The sequence below is a fragment of the Kitasatospora sp. MAA19 genome (assembly GCF_029894125.1).
GTDB lineage: Bacteria > Actinomycetota > Actinomycetes > Streptomycetales > Streptomycetaceae > Kitasatospora.
In genome coordinates, this window is the sequence record NZ_JARXYZ010000025.1 from 1 (window position 1) to 19,498 (window position 19,498).

Sequence of the window (19,498 nt, forward strand, 5' to 3'; positions counted from 1 at the left end):
GACTCGCACCGGCTGGCTGCCTTGAGCTTGACGCCCGGTTACATCCGAACCTCCTCTCACCTGCTCGAATGCCCGAGCTGCTGGACGTACGTTTGTTCTTTAACCTCAGGCTGACAGCCCCCTGGTGATCGGCTAGGGTCCGGCCGTGGCGATCCCAGACCTCATACCGATTCAACACGAGCCGGACTTCCGCACCGAGACGATCGGCCGCTTCGACGGCGGCCTGTTCTTCGCCTGGATCACTGGCGGATTCCCACCCGGCTACAAGCACGGTCCCGACTGGGGTGATCACAAGCGCTGGTATGCCATCCTTCACCGCTTCGATCACAGCGGAAACTACGTCGACTCCGACATCTGGTGCCCGGGTCCCGGACCTGGCCATGGAGTGGATGAGCGGCTGGCTGAATGGCTGGATGCTCTGCCTGGCCGCGAGTACTGCGACATCGCCATCCGCCCCTTCCAACTCACGGTCGACGGGATCCTCTTCGGTTTGGTCCCTGAATGCCACGGTGAGTATCCCGACGGCGAGGAAGAAGACGACTGGGCCGAGTTCTACCCAGGTGGTTTGGGGTTCAGCCCGCCATGGGACGGTCTCTACGACACCTGAGCCCTGGGAGTGGCCAGGCTTTGGCTGACCACGGGGTTTTTTCCGTTCTCTGGACAACGGAACGGCCTTGGGGCGTCGGCACCAGCCGCGTCCCGTTCCGGTGTCGCGGCTTGCCGGCCAGCTCCATTCAAGGTCCGCCCAGTACTGGGCGGCACGGTGATCACCATGAAGTGTGATGACCAGAGCCCTGTTGTCCCGAGAGAACGGACCGCCGATGGCCTCCCGCCCCTTCGTCCTGTTGAGCGTCGCGACCTCCGTCGACGGTCACATCGACGACGCCTCCCCCGAGCGTCTGCTGCTGTCCAACGCGGAGGATTTCGACCGCGTCGACCAGGTCCGCGCCGAATCCGACGCCATCCTCATCGGCGGAAACACCCTGCGCAGCGACAATCCCCGTCTGCTGGTCAACAGCGACAAGCGCCGCGCCGACCGGACCGCGGCCGGCAAGCCCGAGTACCCGCTCAAGGTCACCATCTCCGCCAGCGGCGACCTGGGCCGGGACCTCAAGTTCTGGCACTTCGGCGACAAGAAGGTCGTCTACACCACCGACGCTGCCGCGCCGAAGCTCCGGGAGACGCTCGACGGCCTTACCGACGTCGTGAGCACCGGCCCCACCGTCGACTTCGGCGCGGTGCTCGACGATCTCGCTACCCGCGGGGTCGAGCGCCTCATGGTCGAAGGCGGCGGGCAGATCCACACCCAGTTCCTCTCCCAGGGGCTGGCCGACGAGATCCACCTCGCCATCGCCCCGCTGCTCGTCGGCGACGCCGCCGCACCACGCTTCCTCCACCCGGCGGACTACCCCGGTGGAAGCAGCCGACGGATGGGACTTCTGGAAGCCCGGACGATCGGCGACGTCGTGCTGCTGCGGTACGCCCCCAAGCCTGCGTCCAACTGATCTTCGGGTTCGTCACGCCGGTCGTTGAGCCCCCCGTGCGGGCGAGCCACCGCTGTTGGCTTCGAAGGGTTCCTCGGCCCACGGCCGGGTACGGTGGCTCTCCAGGCGGCGGATAGCCTACGAGCAGCCAGCAGCGCATGCTGAGAGGACCGCGACTGTATGACCGACGTCATCGGGCTCCCGCCCGAGTGGGTGGCCCGGAAGGTGGTGGCGTACGACGAGCTCCGGTCGGCGTCGGGCTCACTGTGGTGGCTGCAGTCGGATCCCGATCACGGCGGATGCCGCCGGGTCATGCGCGCCGACCGGTCGGGCACAGCCGTCGCGGTGACGCCCCCCGACCTCTCAGTCGGAGGTCAGCTCCACGCCTACGGTGGCGGCGCCTTCGCAGTGACATCGGAGGGAGTGTGGTTCGTCGGTGACGACGGTTCCCTCCTCCGGCACGCGGCTGGCCGCGTGCCGGAGCGGATCGACTCTGTCGTCGGGTCCACGCAGTACGGAGACCTCGCTCCGGCACCGGGCGGCGGTCTGCTCGCGATTCGCGGGGACGACACCGTGGACGAGATCATCGCCGTGTCCCGGGCCGGGCACCCCCGGGTCTTGGTTCGCTCCCGCGGGTTCCTCGGCTCTCCTCGGCTGGCGGCAGGAACCCTGGCGTACGTGGAGTGGCAGCGCGACCAGATGCCGTGGGACAGCACTCGCCTCGTGCTGGCCGACGTTCGATCGGACACCGTCGGGCCAACGCGCGTTGTGGCGGGCGGCTCCGGGGAGTCGGTGGTGCAGCCGTCGTGGGGACCGGACGGCCTGTTGTACTTCGTGTCGGACCGGACAGGGTGGTGGAACCTGTACCGGCTGCGCGATGCCGTGGTGGAGGCAGTCGCGCTGATCGAGGCGGACTGCGCACCGGCGCCCTGGGAAGGCGGCTACCAGTCGTACGGTTTCACCGGAGACGGCACCGTCGTGCTGACGGTGATGGACGGGCTTGCCACCGAGCTGCTCGCCGTCGACTCCGAGGGTCGTCGGCGGCGGCTCGGTTCGAATCTCACGTCCGTGAAGCCGTACGTCACCGTCGACGGCAGCCTCCTGGCCGTGGTCGGCTCCACGGCCAGCAGCCCACCGGCCATCTGGTCGGTCGACCTGGCAGCACAGACGGACGCCCATGCCCTCCCGATGGGTAAGGCTTCCGAGGTCCCTGTGCCCTGGAAGCCGGTTCCCCCCGCGGTTGAGACCATCGCGGGTCCGGGTGGGCCGGTGCGCTTCCTGCTGCACCTGCGACCCGGGGACACGCGACCGAGGCCTCTCCTCATCCGGGCCCATCCCGGTCCGACGGACGACGTCCCCCTACGGCTGGACTGGGTCACTCAGTATTTCGTCAGCCACGGCTTCATCGTCGCCGAAGTTCTCTACCGAGGCAGCACGGGTCAGGGACGCGTCTTCCGACAGTCGCTGCACGGCCACTGGGGCGCCTACGACGTCGACGACTGCGCAGCCGTCGCAGAGCATCTCCTGACGATCGGCCAGGCGACTCCTGGAGCGGTGTTCGTCAGCGGGGCGAGCGCGGGCGGGTACACGGCGCTCCAGGCGGCATGCCGTCCGGGACCGTTCACTGCCGCGACAGCCATCTCGGCGATCATCGACCCCGCGCGGTGGGAGCTGTCTGTTCCGGCGTTCCAGCGTCCGCACGCAGCTGTGCTGCGAGGCCCGGCCAGCGCGGTGAAGCCCGAGCGAGTCCGCTGCCCCGTGCTGGTGATCCACGGCTCCGCCGACACGATCACGTCTGCGGAGGAGGCCATGCACTTCGCCGAGGAGCTGGCCGGCCGAGGCGGTGACCATAGCAGCCTGCTGTTAGAGGGCGGCGACCACTACCTGTCGGCGCCCTTGGCACGGGAGCAGGCGCTCCGCGCCGAACTCGACTTCTACCGGCGCATCATGAGCCGCCTGCCAGCATGACCGCCAGCCTGTCGGCGTCCGGCAGCACGGCCCGGGCGAACTCGCGCAGTTCCCGGACCGCGACGTAGTCGGCGTGTGTCTGCAGGTCGGCCAGGATGCCGGCCACCCGCTCGATACACCGTCCTGATCCTGTCCGGGCGGCGTAGACGACGGCATCGCGGCCGACCGCGCATGCCTGGTCGACGTCCCCGCTGCGCAGCCAGGTCGCGGCGAGCAGAGCCGCGTCGATCGCGCGCCGACGGACTTTGTCCTTGCCGACGCCCCCGAGCGCGTCGGCGAGCTGGATCCTGGCGTCCGGCGCACGGCCGAGGTCGTGGAGGCAGTGCGCGGCCTCGTCCGCGAGGTAGGCGTGGGTGAAGTAGCGGATCCAGGTGGGTTCGTCTTCCACGCTGGCTGCGTCGAGGAGCTTCTCCGCTTCGAGGATCAACTGGGTCGCCTCGCCTTCCCTGAGCATTCTGGCGTTCGCCCGGGCGACGACGGCGGTGATGGCCGCCCGTGTGGCCGGGCTCGCGGCGGTACCGGCTGCGGCGCGGGCGGAAGAGGCCCACCGCAGGGCGGTCTCCGGGTTCCCACGGTGCAGGGCGAGGTGCCCGAGGTTCACTGCCACGAGGTAGGCACCGTACGCCCGATCGCCAGTTGCCGTCGTCAGGGCCAAGGCGCGCTGGTAGTACTCCTGGGCCCGGTCGGGGTTGCCGATGTCGACGGCCTGGTACCCGGCAAGCTCGCAGAACCCGACCGTGAGCTGGGCACGTTGAAGCGCGACCTGTTCATCGACGGCAGGCCGGCGCAGAAGGCCTTCGAGTTCGGTGTCGATGTAGGAGCTGACCTGCCGCCAGTGCTGACGGGCCCCGTGCGTGTGGTCGAGCTGGCGGAACATGCCGAGCATACCCTCCGCGACAACGACATCTTCATCCGTCACCCACAGCGACAGAGCGGGAGCTGAAGTCTTCGAGTTGACGGATGCCCAGTCGCCGATCAGGGCGTCTACCGTGGCGAGCCGCGGTCCAACATCGCCCACGTTGGACGTGGCTCCTTGCCCGCTGATACCTGGTCCTGGCAGCGAAAGCGCATCCGCCGCGAACTCGCCCCTCCCTGCCTCTACTTCCGATCGGGGAGCGCAATCAGCATCCGGGTTTCCGAAGACGGCGGAGCGCAACTCGTCCTGGGAGACCTCCAGCAGTCTGGCGAGCTTCGGCATCTGCCACGGGCGCGGCGTCGCCTTGCCATTCTCCCACCGGTGGATTGTCGTCCGGTCCACATCCATCGCCGTCGCCAGCTGTTCCTGGGTGTAGCCGGCAGCCCTGCGCAACACGGCGAGCCGTCCCCATCGCGTCATTACGCCCCCAGAGAATTTGGCTCGCTGACTTCGCAGGTCATGGGCAGATTTTCAACATCAACGCCACACGATGCAACAAGTCTGCACTGTCACACGGGCTTTGGCTGGTGGTTCCGTATGACCCGCCCAAGTTCGGCAGCGGCGGTCGGACCCGCCCATCGCACAGGCTCGGGCCCTCGGACTTGCCCAGCCCTCCCGCCCGTGTTTCCGGCGCGATAGGCATCACCTCAGAAAGGACCCCGGCCGTGAACACAGCTTTCACCCTTGATCCAGGTCGGTTCGTCCAGCACCCTGCCGGCCACGACGGCGAGCTTCGCGGGGCGGTGGAGGAGCTGCAGCGCGGCCGGTGGATGGCAGCCCGCGCCCTGTTGGCCGCCACGTGGGGCAACTGGCCGGCGTGGACCTCCCGCACCCAGATCCTCGCCTCGGTTGCCGCGCACACCGACGTCCTGGACCACTGGGCGGCGGCGGACCCGGCGAACACCGGCTTGGTGACTCTGCGGGCGCGGGTTGCCGTGGAGCAGGCCCTCATGACCCGGTCTCAGCCAGCGGACCCGCGAAGGGTCGCGTTGCTGGAGCAGGCGGCTAGGGAGATGTGCTGGTGGGCCGCCTCCACTCTCGCCGACGACCCGGTGCCGTGGATCGGCCTCCTCACGCTGGCTTCGCTCGACCCGACACAGATCCGTCCCGAGCACCGGGTTCCGGGGCCCGACCAGATGATCCCGCCGGGTCCGTGGGGCCTGTTCGACCAGGTCCGTCGGGCGGATCCGTGGAACCGGGAGGCGTTCCACCGCGTGCTCAGGGTCTGGCTCGCACGGGGTGAGAGCGGCGCCGCGACCAACTTCCTGGCGACCTACCTGACCGGCGCGCCGGAAGGCTCGCCTCTTCACGCCCTTCCGCTGTACCTGCATGTCGATCGCTACCGCCGGGCGGAGCGCAAGGACGCGGTCCTCCTGCAATGGACGGGGGACGACGTCGTCCGCTCCACGGTCCTCCAGGCCTACGAGAACTGGCGGGCGGCGCCCGGCGAGCAGGGCCGGTGGCCGGTGACGGACGAACACCACCTCGCCCACGCTCTCTGGGCCACCCGCCATCCCCGGCAGGCCGCCCAGGTGTTCGCGGCCCTGACGCCGTTCGTGTCCTCCCAGCCCTGGGTGAGCCTGGCGCCCCGGCCGAACGACGCCCTGCGACAGGCCATGGCCCAGTCGTTCGCCGCCACCCGTTGACCTCCTCCGCCCTGCTGGCCGGCCGGGCACTCCCAACACCATCGACTCTCCTACGGAGGTCCCCCCATGTCATGGTCCCACCGATCCGCCCCCGCCCGCGAGGACGACGACCATCTTCGGTCGCTGGGCTACGAACCCGAACTGGTCCGCCGGATGGGCGGATTCGGGAACTTCGCCGTCAGCTTCTCGGTCATCTCGGTGCTCAGCGGCTGCATGACGCTGTTCGGGTTCGGGCTGGTGACCGGCGGTCCGGCCGTGATGATGTGGGGCTGGGTTGGCGTCGGCCTGGCCGTGCTGCTGGTGGGCCTCTCGCTGGCCGAGGTCACCAGCGCCTACCCCACGTCCGGCGGCCTTTACTTCATGTCCCAGCGCCTCGGCGGCCCGCGCTGGGGCTGGGTGACCGGCTGGCTCAACCTGCTGGGGTTGCTGGGCGGGATAGCGGGCATCGACTACGGCGCCGCCTCGTTCATCGCCGCGTTTGCCGGGCTCCAGTGGGGCGTCGTGCCGACCCCGGGCCTGATCCTCACGATCTTCGCCGGGGTCCTGGTGCTGCACGCCCTGCTGAACGTGGTCGGTGTCCGGGTGGTGGGCCTGCTCAACGGCGTCTCGGTGTGGTGGCACCTGCTGGGTGTGGCGGTGATCGTCGGCGTGCTCGCAATCGTCCCCTCCCACCACCAGGACGCCAGCTTCGTGTTCGGGCACTTCGTCAACCAGACCGGCTGGTCGAACCCGGTCTACGTGAGCGCCATCGGGCTGCTGTTGGCCGGCTACACGTTCTGCGGCTACGACGCGAGCGCGCACCTTTCGGAGGAGACGAAGGAGGCGAGCCTGGCCGCTCCGCGCGGCATCGTGCGGTCGATCTGGGTCTCGTTGCTGGCTGGGTTCGTGCTGCTGGCCGGCCTGCTGTTCGCGGTGCAGGACTACTCCGGCACGGCGGGTGCGGCGGTGCCGCCGGCGCAGATCTTCCTGGACGCGGTCGGGACGACCGGCGCGAAGCTGCTGCTGCTGGTCGTGATCGGCGCGCAGTTGTTCTGCGGGTCGGCCGAGACCACGGCCGCGAGCAGGATGGTCTACGCGTTCTCCCGGGACAACGCGTTGCCCGGCTCGGCGACGTGGCGCCGCGTGTCTCCCGACGGGGTGCCGGTGGCAGCGGTGTGGCTCGCGGTGTCGGTGGCGTTCGTGCTGGCGGTGCCGTCGTTGTGGTCGCCGGTCGCGTACGGGGCGGTGACCGCAGTGAACGTGATCGGGATGACACCCAGTTACATCATCCCCGTGTACCTGCGGTTGCGGCAGCGGGACCGGTTCGTCCCGGGCCCGTGGAGCCTGGGGCGGTGGAGCCGCCCGGTCGGGATCGCCGCCGTGGCGTGGGTGGTGGTGCTGACGGTGCTGGTGTGCCTGCCGCAGCGCTACCCGGTGACCGTCGAGACGTTCAACTACGCGCCCGTCACGCTGCTGGTCGTCCTCGCCCTGGCGGGAGCGTGGTGGCGGATGGCCGGCTCGAAATTCTCCGTGCCGGTCGTCGAGGACCCGCACCTGGCCCGGATCGAGGAGCAGATCGTATGAGGCCCACGATGCCCACCGCCCGTCCCCCGGCGGACCAGTCCACCCACCCCGTCGGGCCGGTCGGCCAGCTGCCGGAGCTGGTGGAGGCCTTCGGCCTCGACACCGTGGTGCTGGCGGCCGTCGACGTGCAGGGACGACTCAAGGGCAAGGAGTTCGACGCCGGGGTGCTGCTGGCGCGCCTCGCGTCGGGCCGTCTCGCCCCGGAGATGTGCGGGTACGTGATCGGCACAGACCTGGGCATGACGCCCCCGGCCACCGGCGAGTTCTCGTGGGAGTCCGGCTTCGGCGACGTCGCGCTGCTGCCCGACCTCGACCGCGCCCGCGTGATCCCGTGGGAGCCGGGCACCGCCATCGTGTTCGCCCGCCCCGTCGACGGAGACCGGCCGCACCCGCTGGCCCCGGCCACCATCCTGGACAAGCAGCTCGCCCTGCTCCAGAACCTTGGCTACGAAGTGCGGGTCGGGATCGAGACCGAGTTCGTCGTCTACCAGGGCACGGGCACCGACTTGACCGCGGCCGACTGGCGGGGGCTGCGCCCGGTGACGTGGGACAACCGCGACTACGCCCTCGACCGGCCGGTGACGGCGGCCGGCTTCTCGCGGTCGCTGCGGCAGGCCCTGGCCGAGGCCGGACTGCCCGTCGAGGCGGTCAAGTTGGAGAGCGCCCCCGGTCAGATCGAGGTGACGTTCCCGTACGGTCCGGCCAGCGAGGCCTGCGAGCAGCACGTGCTCTTCAAACACGCCACCAAGGTGGTGGCGGAGCAGCAGGGGTTGGCGGCGACGTTCATGGCGGCCCCGGCGGCCGGTGTTGGTTCCGGGATGCACCTGCACCTGTCGCTCTGGTCCGCGGACGGCGAGGCTCTGCTGGTCTCCGCGGAGGACGAGCACGCCCTGTCGGTGCTGGGTGAGCGGGCCGTCGCCGGGCTGCTGGAGGTGCTGCCGCAGGTCGCGCCGATGTGGGCGCCGTACGTGAACAGCTACAAGCGCCTCGGGGGCGCGTTCGCGCCGTCCAAGCTCGTGTGGGGGCGCGACAACAGGTCCTGCGCGGTGCGGGTGGTCGGCCACGGACGCGGTCTCCACCTGGAGGTCCGCCTGCCCGGCGCGGACGCCAATCCCTACCTTGCCGTGGCCGCCGCCGTGGCCGGCGTCCGCCACGGCATCACCGGCGACCTCAAGCTCTGCGAGCCCGTCACCGGCAACGCCGACTGGGACGAGGACCTCCCGGTGGTGCCCCGCCACCCCTACTACGCCATCGACGTGTTCGAGACCAGCCGCGTCGCCTCCGAGCTGCTGGGCGAGCGCGTCGTCGCCCACCTGGCCTCGCTCGCCGACCTGGAGGTCGACCACCACGCCGCCCGCGTCACCGACGCGGAGCTGGCGCGCGGTTTCGCCCAGGCCTGAGCCCCGGGCCGGTCGCGGCGCCACACCCCCGGGCCCGCGACCGGCCCGGTTCCACCCCACCCCGTTCCTGACCATGCTGGAGGACTCTTATGGACACCGCCGTCCATTCCCGTGCGAAGAAGGGCGGGAAGACCGCCGCCGGGCCCGATCTGCTGGCCAAGGCCCACCTGGTCGGCGCCACCGCGTCCGGAGTGGAGGGCCTGGCGCTGTGGCTGGCCTCCCGTGGCTTGGACGTCACCGGCAGCATCGACCCCGCCGACCAGGACGGCCCGGCCGCCGACCGGCTGCGCTCGGCCGGCGTGGAGGTCACGGTCGGCTTCGACGCCGGGCACGTCCGCACCGACCGCACGGCCGTGGTGTGGCCGGGGGTGGTGGTCGCCCCGCACCCCGAACTCGACCGGGCCCAAAAACTTGGGCTGCCGGTGCTCGCCCGCGCGCACGCGCTCGCCGAGGTGTGCGCGGGCTTCGGGCGGCCGTTGGTGGCCGTCGGCGGCAGCCACTCCACGGCGACCGCGTCGGCGGTCCTGGCCGCCGCCCTGGACGACGGCCGCACCGGCTGGATCCTCAACGCCCCCGACGTCGGCGGTAGCCCCGGCCAGGGAGGAGGCCGTCGCCTGGTGGTGGACCTGTGCCCGGACACCGACGGCCACGAGGCCGCGCCCCCCGGGGCGTGGGGCCACCGCCCGCACAGCCCGAACCGGTACCGGCGGCCGTCCCCGTCGACGGTTCTGATCACCGCCACCGCGGCGAACGCCCCGCACTTCGCGGACAACATCGAGGCTCTGGACGCCGCCACGAACCTCGCCCGCGCCGCCGCCACGGTGGTCCTGCCGACCTGGGAGAAGGGCCCCAGGATCGTGCACGAGAGGCTCACCGACCGCCCCGGACCCGCGGTGGTCACCGTCGGCCTCGACGAGAGCGCCGACGTGTGGGTCCTCAAGCCCCGGTGGCTCGGCACCGGGTACCTCCTCACGCTGCGCCACCAGGGCGAGCAGCACCAGTTCGTCGTGAAGATCGCGGGCGACCATCACGCTCTGGCCGCCTGCGCCGCCATCGCCACCGCCCTCGTCGCGGGCGAGAGTGCCGAGGCCGTCGCCGAGCGTCTGGCCCGCTTCGGCGGCGTGGAGCGCTCCTTGACCGAACTCGGTACCCGGGCGCGGGTCACCGTGTGCGACTCCCGCGCCCGGCACCCCCAAGAGGTCGCCAGGGACGTCGAGGCCGCCCGGATGCTCACCGAGGGCTCGGTCGTCGCCGTCCTGGAACCGGATGGCATCGCCCGCACCAGCGCGCACGCCGCCGAGCTGGGCGCCGCCCTCGCGGCCGCCGACCGGGCCGTACTGCTGCCGGCCGCCACCCCTCTGACCGTGCTGCACCAGGCGGACCCGCTGGACGCCGTCGCCACCGCCGCCGTCGAAGCCCTGGGCTCCGACACGGTCCATCGGGTCCGCTCGGGCCCGTGCGAGCGGGACATCGAACAGCTCGTCACCGGCCTCGCCGAGCCCGGCGACCTGGTACTCGTCATCGGCACCGGTGACGCCGCCCGCCTCGGCCCCCGCCTGCTGGAACACCTCGCCCAGGCCGCTACCCCGACCGCTGACCGCCCGTGAACCGCCCGCCGGCCACCGAAGGTGCCGCCATGGCCACCGCCCTGCCCACCCACACCCTGTCCGAGCACCAGGTCCGGCTGCTCAGCCACATCGCCGCCGGCTCCCAGACCCGCACGATCGCGGCCGACCCCAAACTCGGCCTGGAGAACGCCGAGGTCGATACCGCCGTCGCCTCGCTGCTCACGGCCACCGGCACGCGCACCGTGCTGCAACTCGTCGCGTGGGGCGCCGCGCACAGCATCGTCACCGACACCGCCGAGCCCTGCGCCGCACTCGCCACCGCAATCCGGCTCCCGCCACGCCTTCACCGGGTTCTCGTGGGCTGGGTCGGCGGGCGGATCACGCCCGAGCTGGCGGCGGACTTCGGCGTCACCCCCGCCACGATGCGCGGCTACGGCCGGGATCTGCGCGCCTGGCTGGGTGTCCGCAGCCAGGTGCAGGCGAGCATCGCCGCCGTCCTGGCCGGCATGGTCCTGCTCAGCGACATCGACCCGTCCTGGCCCACCGAGCCGTTCCGCCGCACCACTCTGCCCCGCGGACAGGCGGCGTGAGCACCCACCGCACGCCGGGCCCGGCCGCCGTCGGAATCGTCTGCTTCCTGCTGGGAGTCCAGGTCAGGGCCGCCACCCTCTACCTCCTCCAGCACCGCGCCCAGCTCACCCAGCCGCTCTACCTGGCGGTCTTCGCCTTGGTCGGCTTCGCCACCTTGGTCGTCACCGACCGCCTGCTCGCCTCGCGCTCCACGCCGAAACGCCGCACCGGCCCCTCCCAGGAGGAGCCATCCCGGCCAGCCAACTGAGCATTCGCACCACCGCATCGACCCATGGCGGCCGTTCGGGCCTGGGCCGCACCCCTTCGACCACAGAGAAGAAGATTGAGCACTCCGCCACCCCCTACCGACGGTCTGGACGCCCGTGACCTGGACCGCCACCTGATCAACCGCGCAGGCATCCTCGTCGACGCCACCACGCTCGACGAGCTACCCGTCACCCGCCTGTCCGGGGCCTCCCCCATCCTCCTGGCCACGGGCTCCCCCGTGCCCGTCGGCGTCCCCGCACCGCTGCTGCGGCTACTGATGCGCACCAGCTCCATAGCGGTCCCGTGCGCCCTGGTCGCCGACCGCCCCGACTGGCAGAACGTCGCCGTCCGGTTGCTGGCCACCGTCGCGGCCGCGCCCGACCTCCTCCGGGCACCCACCCGCGCCGGCCGCTGACCCACGAACCCGGTTCCCACCCACGTCAGGACCACCCCATGCCCCGCACCCTGCCCACCCCGCCAATCGAGGACCACGCCCTCCTCGGCAACACCCGTTCAACCGCCCTCGTCACCCGCGACGGCGCGATCACCTGGCTGTGCTGGCCGCGCCCCGACTCCGAGGCGGTGTTCGCCGCTCTGCTCGGAACCGAGCAGCACGGCTTCTGGCGCGTCGCCCCCGCCCGCTACGACACCACCGCGCCCGCGCCCTGCGCCCGCCGCCGCTACCGCGGCAACTCCCTGATCCTCGAACAGGAATGGGACACCGAGAACGGCACGGTGCGGGTCACCGACTTCATGCCCGCCCCGAACTCGGCGGACCCGGCCCCGGCGCAGATCATCCGCGTCGTCGAGGGTCTCAGCGGCTTGGTGCGCGTCGCCTCCGAGTTCCGCCCCCGCCCCGCCTACGGCCGCCTCAACCCGGTCATCCACCGCGCCGAGCACCACGGCCGGGCCTGTCTCACGGCCACCTCCCTGCACGACTCCTACTGGCTCGACGGCCCCCGGCACAGCCCCGGCACCCAGGGCAGCTGCCGCGCCGACTTCGAGGTCGCCGCCAGCCAGACGCTCGTGCTCGCCCTCACCTGGCAGCCCGCCCGCAGCCCGGCCCTGCCGCCGCCCGACGGCCTTCGCGAACTCGCCGACACTGCCCGGTACTGGGAGACCTGGTCCTCCGGCTGCACCTATCAGGGCCCGCACCACGGCGCCGTGCTGCGCGCCGCGATCACCCTCAAGGCGCTGTGCCACATGGACGGCGGGATCATCGCGGCGCCCACCACCTCGCTGCCCGAGGCCATCGGCGGCGAGCGGAACTGGGACTACCGGTACGTGTGGCCGCGCGACTCCGCGCTGACCGCCGCCGCCCTGGCGCGGCTGGGCCACCTGGACGAGGCACGCGCCTGGCGCGACTGGCTCATCACCACCGTCGACCCCGCCAACCTTCAGGTGCTGTACGGGATCGACGGCGAGTACCCCGTTGACGAGCACGTCCTGCGCCACCTGCCCGGCTACGAGAACTCCCGTCCGGTGCGCGTCGGCAACGGTGCCGTCGGTCAGCTCCAGCTCGACGTTCCCGGCGAGATCGCCGACGCCCTGCTGGTCGCGGAGGACGCCGGTCTGAGGCCCGACCCGGGTGCCGACGCGCTGCTGCTCGCGCTGGCCGAGCAGGTGGAGAAGCGCTGGCGCGAGCCCGACGAGGGGATCTGGGAGGTGCGCGGCCGGCGCCGCCACTTCACCCACTCCAGGCTCATGTGCTGGGTGTTCTTCGACCGGGCCGCCACCCTGCTCGCCCGCCGCCGCACCGTCGACCCGGCCGTCGTGCGGCATCTGCGGGAGGTGCGCGACGAGATCCACGCCGATGTCTGCGCGAACGGACTCGACCCGCAGCGCGGGGTGTTCACCCAGTACTACGGCGGGCGGGACCTGGACGCCGCGCTGCTGCTCATCCCCGCTGTCGGGTTCCTGCCGGGCGACGACAAGCGCGTGATCGCCACCGTCGAAGCCGTCCAGCGCGAGCTGACCACCCGGGACGGCCTGGTCCACCGCTACCCCACCCACGACCGGGACGGCGCCAACGTCGACGGCCTCACCGGACACGAGGGCGCCTTCCTGCCCTGCTCGTTCTGGCTCGCCGACGCCCTCGCCGCGATCGGCCGCCCCGACGAGGCCCGCGAGCTCCTCGACCGGCTCCTCCTCCTACCCAACGACCTCGGCCTGCTCGCCGAGGAGTACGACCCCGTCAACGGCCGCCAACTCGGGAACTACCCACAGGCGTTCACCCTGCTGGCGCTCGCGGACTCCTGCCGGATCCAGGCCGGCCCCGCGCCGCTGCCCGCCCAGCGCACCGAACCCGCCACCACCACCGCCCGGGAGCCGGCGGCCGCGATGGTGGTGGCGTAGTGGAACACGGCCAGGTGGCCAACCGCGTCAGCGGCGGGCTGCGCGGCACCGCGGTGATGGCCGGGCACATCCACGGCGGCGTCCACCTCCACCCCGCCGCACAGCCCTGGCCCGCGCCCTGGCAACTTGTGGCCGTGCCAGCGGTGTTCACCGACAGGCGGGAGTCGCTGGCCGCCCTGGACGCCGCGCTCGCCGACCTGCCCGAGGTCGCCGCCAGCTGGCACAGCGCCAGCCAGGACCAGCACCGGAACCTGGGCAACAGCCGCGACGTGGAGCGTCTGCACGACCGGCTGCTCGCGCTGCTGCACCGGTGACCGATGCCCATGGCCCGCCGTCGGGCCCAGGACGCTCACCCATGCCCGTATCCCCTACCGCAGGACTGCCATGATCTCCACCCTCACCCATCCACGCGCCTTCGCCGGCTTGACGCTGTGGCCAGAGCAGGACGAGGCCGTGGACAAAGCCTGCGGGATGCTGACCGACGTCTCACGGGTCGTCATCCTGATGGCCTGCGGATCCGGGAAGACCGTGACCGCGGGCGCCATCGCCCAGGAGGTGGTCGACCCGCGCACCGGCAGTGTGCTGATCGCCGTACCCACACTGGATCTGGTCGCCCAGACCCTCACCCAGTGGCTGTGGGCCTTCGGTGCCGATGCCCTCGGCGAGGTCCTCGCGGTCTGCTCCGAACCACGCGTGCTCGATCGGTTCAACCGCGACACCGACGGTGTCCCCGCCCGCGTCCTCAGGGACCCCCGTGAACTGGTCGACCGTATGGCAGCAGGGCGACGGATCACCGCCGTCTGCACCTACCAGAGCCTGAACGCCGTGATCGCCGCTCATCGCGCCGGGGCCGGCGCCTGGAGCCTCGTCATCGCCGACGAACTCCACCGCGCGGACGGAAACAGCTGGGCGCAGATCCACGACGACCGGCTCGTTCCGGCGCGGCTCCGCGTGTCCATGACGGCCACTCTCAGGGACCTCGTGGGCAACGACGGCATCCTGGTCCGGCGCGACCGCTTCGGTCCCATCGCCCACCGTCTGTCCGTCGGCGACGCGATCGAACGGGACCGCCTCGCCGACTACGAGCTGGTCATCGCCGGCGCGGCCGACCGGGCTGTCACCGACCACGTGCAGCAGGAAACGTCCCTGGCTGTGGGCCCCATGCACGTCGAGGCCAGCGTTGTGGCGAAGGCGATCTCGATATTGCGCGCGGCGGCGGAGCACGGCGCCAGCCGGATGATCACCTATCACTCGACGGTGGCGGCCGCCCGTGCCTTCGCCCAGGTCCTCCAGCACGCGATGGAATACCTGCCGCCCGAGAAGCGTCCGTGCTCGCTGTGGACAGGGCACGTCAACGGACGGCAGGACCGCTCTGTCCGCCAGGGGATCCTCGACCGGTTCCGTACCAGCGCGGAGGGACTGGCAGTTGTCACGAACAGCCGGCTCTTGATCGAGGGATACGACGCCCCGGAAGCGGACGCGGTCGCCATCGTCGATCCACGCCGCTCGAAGATTGAGATCACCCAGATCGCCGGGCGGGCACTGCGCCGAGGCGACCCGAGCCGCCGCAAGGTCGCGGCCATCATCGTCCCGGCCATCGCCGCCGTCGACGCGGCCCAGCGCGCTGACAGCGGCTTCGACGCCGTCATCGCCACCATCGAGGCCATGGCGGCACTGGACGACCGGCTCCGCCGTCACCTCACCCGAATGCGCCGCCATGATCGCGCCACCCGCCCGGCCCAGGCGGCGTCACTGCTGCCGAAGTGGATCTCCTTCAGCGGGACCGAGATCCCCACGGGCTTCATCGACGCGATCACCACCAGGACCATCCTCTCCACCGCGTCCCGCAGGGAGCGCCACCTCGAGGACCTTAGGGTCTTCCACGCCGCGAACGGCCACCTTCGCGTCGACAGGGACTGGATCGGCCCCAGCGGAGAGAGGACCGGGCACTGGCTGAACAACGCAAAGTACCGACACCGCCACGGCTCCCTGCCTTCCTCCGTCACACGCCGGCTCGACGAACTGGGCGTGGTCTGGAACAGCAGGGACGCCGAGTGGGGACAGTTCGTCCAGGATCTCACCGACTACCAGGCCGAGAACGGCGATCTCCTGGTGCCCGCGACATACGTCACCACCGTCGGCCAACGCCCCCTCGGTGCCCAAGTCCGCGGCAAGCGAGTCCGATTCGCCTCTCTCAGCGCTGAGCAGCGCCAAGAACTGACCAGCCTGGGGTTCGTGGCCAACGTCGCAGACGCCCGGTTCAAGGACAACATCAAGCTGCTGAACAAGTTCGTGGCGGAGAACGGCCACGCGCGTGTCCCGGTGTCGGGAAAGGGCGGTGACCGCGACCGCCTTGGAAACTGGTTGAAGAACTGTCGGCAAATTGCCCGCAAGGGCACGCTCACCCCATGGCAACGTGTCGAACTCGCCGCGTGCGGCGTCGACCTCCCTCCGCTGGCCGATCGCGCGAACCCGGACACCACAGGCCGCACGGCGGAGAACCCACCGTTCTGCGGCCGTGACAGCCGCCCATGCCCTGGACCGCTACCGCCCGCACACCTCGCCAGTTCGACCGCATGAACCGTCTCTCGTCGCCGGCCCAACCCCCGGGTGCCGCACGGCACGGCGGGATTCCGACGTGCCGCACGGGCCGCCCGATGGCCTCGTCCAGTTCCCCGTCGGCCGGGGGCGTAGCCGCAGCAACCAGGCTTCTTCAGGGGAGCTCACCATGGTGATGACCACGCGTAGGTCAAGCCGCTATCTCAACCCTCAGCCGCGCCAGGGCGTCGTCCGCTTGTTCTCGGACTTCGGGCAGGCGGCGACCGGCCCGAACGACGCGCTGGAGCTGGTGCGGCAGACGGTGGAGGGTCGCCCCGTCGACCGCGGCGGTCAACTGCTGCGCGGCGCCGGTCGCATCTCCTCGCCGCAGCAGCACCTCGCCAGCGGTGATCGCCGCGATGATCCGCCACTGGGACGTCGCTACGAGTCCGGCCGCCGGTGCCTGGTCGAGCTGCCGGACCGCTTCCGCGACCCGGCCGGTGCACATGAGACCTCGAAGGCGGACCTCGTGGAGGGTGAACTCGGAGAACAGCGCGGTGGGCACCACTTCGCCCAGGAGCCGCCGGCCGTCCTCGACTGCCTCGTCGAAGACGACGGCGTTCCCGGCGGCTCCGGCGGCGCGGGCGAGCAGGACGATGGCCTCGGCGCGTTCGGTGCCGGTGCGAGCGGTGTCGCGGGCCTGCGCGAGCCGGTCCAGTGCTCGAAGGTGCAGGCCGGATTTGCGCAGTTCGTTGCCGTGGTGGCGCAAGGCGTGGGCGTGCAGTCCCGGATCGCCCAGGCGCCGGGCGACGCTGAGTCCTTTGCCAGTCCAGCGGGCCGCGGTGGCCAGGCGCTCCTCCGGCAGCACGTGGCCGAGCGCGACGCCGAGGCCGACGCGGGCCCGGGCGAGCAGGCGCAGGGTGTCGAGGTCGGCGTGGCCGTCGGTGGTGCGGGCCTCCAGGCGGGCGACCAGCGGCCACAACTCCGCGACAGCGGTGGTGGCCTGGCCGGCCTGACGGGCGATCTCGGCCAGGCGCAAAACGGAATCGGCGAGCTGGATCACGAGCTGGTGGTCTCCGTCCGCCTCGTCGGTGATGCCCAGGCAGTGCGGCGGAAGGCCGAGGCGTTCGGCGATGTGGCGCAGGGCGCCGATGTCGGTGATGGTGCGCGAGCCGGTCTCGATGCGGGAGACGTAGCTGGTGGAGTAGCGGAGCAGGCAGGCGAGTTCCTGCTGCGACAGGCCATGGAGTTCGCGGTAGAGCTGGAGGATCTCAGGCAGGGCGCGGCGACGCAGGATGTCCTGGGCCCTGGGCGTGGTCCAGTGCCAGCGGATGCCGCCGTAGGGGTCGATCCCGGCCACCGCTCAGACCCGGTCCCGCAATTCGTACCAGCGGGCGACGGAGTCCTTGTAGCCCTGCGGCATGACCAGGCCGGGCACCTCGTCGCGGCGGAAGAGGCCGGCTTCCTTGTGCTCGTGGCTGACGACCGGGGGCCGGTGTGCGTCGGTAGCGGTGCAGCCGTAGGTGACGATGAAGACCTTGCGGCCGGGGATCGGCTCGTACATCCACACATCCAGCAGCGGGCCAGCGGTCGCTGTCCAGCCGCTCTCCTCCTGAATCTCCGTGACCACCCGCTCCTCGGGGGTCTCCGTCCCCTCCAGCTTCCCGCCGGGCAGCTCCCACTCGGCCCTTTCGTTCTTCAGCAGCAGCACCCGCTGCTGCGGGTCGAGCACGACGCCCTTGATGGAGATCGGGAAGGCCGTTGGCACATAGGGCTGTTCTGTCTGTCCGGTCATCGCTTCTTCCGGGGTGCACGGGCGGGCACGGGCTCGTCGAACGTAGCAGTCGCACGGCGGCGCGACGTCCAGCTGTCCGGTGATCTCGCTTTGACAATCTGTCACTTTCCATCGGGGCGGTGGGGCGTGGAGAGTGTGTCGCCTCCCACCCACTCGGTCCTACGAGGGAGATCCACCATGCCGTCTTCCGACACCAACGGCACCAGCGGCGAGGAGTTCACCGCAGGCGTGCTGCACGGAGCAGTGCGCGAGCACGCCGGAGCGGTGCTGAGCGAGCACGGGGTGCTGCGGCTCGCCAGGCTGGGCGGGCGCGACGACGTGCTCATCGCGGCTGGCCGGCTGATGTCCTCGCTGTGGAAGCACCGGGATGCCGACCCGGACTCTCTGACCGTCATCCGCGACACCGGCCGCCACGACGGTCGGCCGGGCTTCGCCGGCCTGGGGCGCGGCACCCTGCCCCTGCACACCGAGTGCGCGCAGCACCCGGATCCGCCCCGTCTGCTCCTGCTGGCGTGCGCACGCGCCGGCGACACCGGCGGCGAGAGCCTGCTGGTGGACGGCCAGGCCGTCCTCGCCGAGCTGGCCGCCCACCACCCTGCCGCCATCGAGGCGCTCTCCGCGGAGCGAGCCGCCTACTTCGGCGGATCGGGCGGCCACTTCGCCCCGGTCCTCCAGCAGCTGCCCGCCAGCCGCTGGCGGCTGCGCCTGCGTCAGGACGGCCTCGCCCGGTTCTCGCCCGAAGCGGACGCGCACCTGCCCGCTCTTCGCAAGGCCATCGACCGCAACACCCGCCGGCTGCGGCTGGCCCCCGGGCAGGGTGTCGTGCTGGACAACCATCGTCTGCTGCACGGCCGCACCGCGTTCTCGGGCGAGCGGCTGATACTGCGCGCTCTGGGCGATCCGCACTCCGCGCTCGGCCTCGGCCCGGGCTTCCCCGCGCCGTGGTCCACGGCTCGCCCCACTGCCCTGCACGAGGTGACCCGCCGCGCGGGCGATCTCGATGAACAGCTGCTCACCGCACGCAGTTGACCGTCGGCGCGCGGCACTGCCGCCTCACCGTCTCCTGGTGACGCGGGGCGCGTCCCGCGCCCCGGCTCCAGGTCTCACAAGGAAAACCCTCAAGGAGGAGCCGCCATGGCTCAGAAGATCACGGCCGAGACCAAGGCCACCACGCCCGCCGCCGTCGGCGAGGAGTTCGACCTCGACGTCCGCACCGTCGAGACCACCGACGCGGCCAGCCTGCAGACCCTGACCGACGACGGCTGCGGCAGCACCTGCGGCGCCTGCACCACCGGCCTGCACTGACCCGACCGGCCGGTGCCCCGGGGACGACCTCCCGGGGCACCGGCCGCCACCACCGTCCCGTTCCGTCTCCGACTGCGAGGTCCGCGGCCATGCGCCCTCCTGCTTCCACGGCTCCCTACCGCT

18 protein-coding genes are annotated in these 19,498 nt (G+C 71.4%); 15 read left to right on the forward strand and 3 right to left on the reverse strand.

Translation table 11 applies throughout. The annotated features are described in order from the left end of the window. Positions 1–145 precede the first annotated feature (145 nt). The 3 genes from P3T27_RS29535 to P3T27_RS29545 all read left to right on the forward strand — a co-directional run bounded on the left by P3T27_RS29535 (position 146) and on the right by P3T27_RS29545 (position 3,452). Positions 146–607 (forward strand): hypothetical protein, encoded by a 462-nt coding sequence (locus P3T27_RS29535; RefSeq protein ID WP_280683933.1) that lies wholly within the window; start codon positions 146–148, stop codon positions 605–607. 175 nt (positions 608–782) lie between these two features. Then, positions 783–1,505 carry a dihydrofolate reductase family protein gene (locus tag P3T27_RS29540; RefSeq protein ID WP_280683935.1) on the forward strand — a complete coding sequence of 241 codons (723 nt, stop codon included), beginning with the start codon at positions 783–785 and terminating at the stop codon, positions 1,503–1,505. A gap of 159 nt (positions 1,506–1,664) precedes the next feature. Further along, positions 1,665–3,452 carry a prolyl oligopeptidase family serine peptidase gene (locus P3T27_RS29545; RefSeq protein ID WP_280683937.1) on the forward strand — a complete coding sequence of 596 codons (1,788 nt, stop codon included), beginning with the start codon at positions 1,665–1,667 and terminating at the stop codon, positions 3,450–3,452. On the opposite strand, the gene P3T27_RS29550 is transcribed toward P3T27_RS29545, so the two are convergent. Beyond that, entirely contained in the window at positions 3,430–4,764 is a 1,335-nt protein-coding gene (locus tag P3T27_RS29550; protein WP_280683939.1) for a helix-turn-helix transcriptional regulator, read from the reverse strand. The two genes, P3T27_RS29545 and P3T27_RS29550, sit on opposite strands and share 23 nt — an antisense overlap. Before the next feature lie 269 nt (positions 4,765–5,033). On the opposite strand from P3T27_RS29550, the gene P3T27_RS29555 reads away from it, so the two are divergent. The 10 genes from P3T27_RS29555 (at position 5,034) to P3T27_RS29600 (ending at position 16,317) form a co-directional block, all read left to right on the forward strand. Next, positions 5,034–6,014 carry a hypothetical protein gene (locus P3T27_RS29555; protein WP_280683941.1) on the forward strand — a complete coding sequence of 327 codons (981 nt, stop codon included), beginning with the start codon at positions 5,034–5,036 and terminating at the stop codon, positions 6,012–6,014. Between the two features lie 66 nt (positions 6,015–6,080). Beyond that, positions 6,081–7,577, forward strand: coding sequence for an amino acid permease (locus tag P3T27_RS29560; RefSeq protein ID WP_280683943.1), 1,497 nt, complete (start codon positions 6,081–6,083; stop codon positions 7,575–7,577). Beyond that, the gene (locus P3T27_RS29565) at positions 7,574–8,977 is read left to right on the forward strand and encodes a glutamine synthetase family protein (protein WP_280683944.1); all 1,404 of its coding nucleotides are present in this window, start codon (positions 7,574–7,576) and stop codon (positions 8,975–8,977) included. Before P3T27_RS29560 ends, P3T27_RS29565 begins: the two co-directional genes overlap by 4 nt. 89 nt (positions 8,978–9,066) lie before the next feature. Continuing rightward, a complete protein-coding gene (locus tag P3T27_RS29570; RefSeq protein WP_280683946.1) occupies positions 9,067–10,584 on the forward strand; it encodes a Mur ligase domain-containing protein in 1,518 nt (505 codons plus the stop codon). A gap of 29 nt (positions 10,585–10,613) precedes the next feature. Then, positions 10,614–11,135, forward strand: a complete 522-nt coding sequence (locus tag P3T27_RS29575) for a hypothetical protein (RefSeq protein WP_280683948.1) — start codon at positions 10,614–10,616, stop codon at positions 11,133–11,135. Next, complete coding sequence (locus P3T27_RS29580) at positions 11,132–11,383, forward strand: hypothetical protein (protein WP_280683950.1); 252 nt, start codon at positions 11,132–11,134, stop codon at positions 11,381–11,383. The genes P3T27_RS29575 and P3T27_RS29580 overlap by 4 nt, the downstream gene beginning before the upstream one ends. 75 nt (positions 11,384–11,458) lie before the next feature. After that, the gene (locus tag P3T27_RS29585) at positions 11,459–11,797 is read left to right on the forward strand and encodes a hypothetical protein (protein ID WP_280683952.1); all 339 of its coding nucleotides are present in this window, start codon (positions 11,459–11,461) and stop codon (positions 11,795–11,797) included. Between the two features lie 38 nt (positions 11,798–11,835). After that, complete coding sequence (locus P3T27_RS29590; protein ID WP_280683954.1) at positions 11,836–13,737, forward strand: glycoside hydrolase family 15 protein; 1,902 nt, start codon at positions 11,836–11,838, stop codon at positions 13,735–13,737. Next, positions 13,737–14,051 (forward strand): hypothetical protein, encoded by a 315-nt coding sequence (locus P3T27_RS29595; protein WP_280683956.1) that lies wholly within the window; start codon positions 13,737–13,739, stop codon positions 14,049–14,051. The genes P3T27_RS29590 and P3T27_RS29595 overlap by 1 nt, the downstream gene beginning before the upstream one ends. 70 nt (positions 14,052–14,121) lie before the next feature. Next, the gene (locus P3T27_RS29600) at positions 14,122–16,317 is read left to right on the forward strand and encodes a DEAD/DEAH box helicase (RefSeq protein WP_280683958.1); all 2,196 of its coding nucleotides are present in this window, start codon (positions 14,122–14,124) and stop codon (positions 16,315–16,317) included. Positions 16,318–16,486: 169 nt separating this feature from the next. Here P3T27_RS29600 and P3T27_RS29605 read toward each other — a convergent pair whose 3' ends face one another. Together P3T27_RS29605 and P3T27_RS29610 are read right to left on the reverse strand one after the other, a co-directional pair. Then, positions 16,487–17,635 (reverse strand): helix-turn-helix domain-containing protein, encoded by a 1,149-nt coding sequence (locus P3T27_RS29605; RefSeq protein ID WP_280683959.1) that lies wholly within the window; start codon positions 17,633–17,635, stop codon positions 16,487–16,489. 3 nt (positions 17,636–17,638) lie between these two features. Continuing rightward, positions 17,639–18,070: an NUDIX hydrolase gene (locus P3T27_RS29610; RefSeq protein WP_280683961.1), complete on the reverse strand. Its 432-nt coding sequence runs from the start codon at positions 18,068–18,070 to the stop codon at positions 17,639–17,641. Positions 18,071–18,247: 177 nt separating this feature from the next. On the opposite strand from P3T27_RS29610, the gene P3T27_RS29615 reads away from it, so the two are divergent. Both P3T27_RS29615 and P3T27_RS29620 read left to right on the forward strand, forming a co-directional pair. After that, a complete protein-coding gene (locus tag P3T27_RS29615) occupies positions 18,248–19,099 on the forward strand; it encodes a TauD/TfdA family dioxygenase (RefSeq protein WP_280683963.1) in 852 nt (283 codons plus the stop codon). Between the two features lie 105 nt (positions 19,100–19,204). Then, a complete protein-coding gene (locus P3T27_RS29620; RefSeq protein ID WP_280683965.1) occupies positions 19,205–19,375 on the forward strand; it encodes an FxLD family lanthipeptide in 171 nt (56 codons plus the stop codon). The last annotated feature ends 123 nt before the right edge of the window (positions 19,376–19,498 follow it).